Source organism: Promicromonospora kroppenstedtii DSM 19349 (assembly GCF_000515355.1).
In the GTDB taxonomy this organism is placed as follows: domain Bacteria; phylum Actinomycetota; class Actinomycetes; order Actinomycetales; family Cellulomonadaceae; genus Promicromonospora; species Promicromonospora kroppenstedtii.
In genome coordinates this window covers 28,242-29,001 of record NZ_KI911594.1, presented here as the reverse complement: position 1 = coordinate 29,001, position 760 = coordinate 28,242, and the positions used below count along the sequence as shown (strand labels likewise).

Below are 760 nucleotides of genomic sequence, written 5' to 3'. Positions count from 1 at the left end.
TCGGCGGACCTCGACCTCGCCGTGCGCGGCGCGGTGTTCTCCGCGGCGGGCACGGCCGGGCAGCGCTGCACCTCGCTGCGCCGTCTGATCGTGCACGAGTCGATCGTGGACGACGTCGTCGCGCGGCTCGCCAAGGTCTACAGCGGCCTGCCCGTGGGCGACCCGCGCACCGAGGGCACCCTGGTGGGCCCGCTGGTCGACGCCGGCGCGCGCGACCGCATGCTGGCCGCCGTCGACGAGGCCGTGACCGCGGGCGGCGAGCTCGTCGTGGGCGGCACCGCCGTCTCGGTCCCGGGCGCGGAGGACGCCGCGTACGTGCACCCGGCGATCGTCCGGATGCCGGAGCAGGCCGACGTCGTCAAGCGCGAGACGTTCGCCCCGATCCTGTACGTGCTGACCTACTCGGAGCTGTCCGAGGCGATCGCCGTGCATAACGACGTCCCGCAGGGCCTGTCGTCCTCGATCTTCACGCTGGACGTGCGCGAGGCGGAGACGTTCCTGTCCGAGGTCGGCTCTGACTGCGGCATCGTGAACGTCAACATCGGCACCTCCGGCGCGGAGATCGGCGGCGCGTTCGGCGGCGAGAAGTCGACCGGCGGCGGCCGCGAGTCCGGCTCGGACGCGTGGAAGCAGTACATGCGCCGGGCGACGAACACCGTGAACTACTCGACCGAGCTGCCGCTGGCGCAGGGCGTCAACTTCGGCTGACCGGCTCCGACCGGCCCCGCCGGACGGGCGACGGCCCGGCTCCACGCGTCAG

1 protein-coding gene is annotated in these 760 nt (G+C 73.4%); it reads left to right on the top strand.

From position 1 onward, the window contains the following. A partial coding sequence (locus PROKR_RS03150; protein ID WP_036959455.1) for an aldehyde dehydrogenase family protein occupies positions 1–708 on the top strand: 708 nt, incomplete at its 5' end. Positions 709–760: the final 52 nt, after the last annotated feature.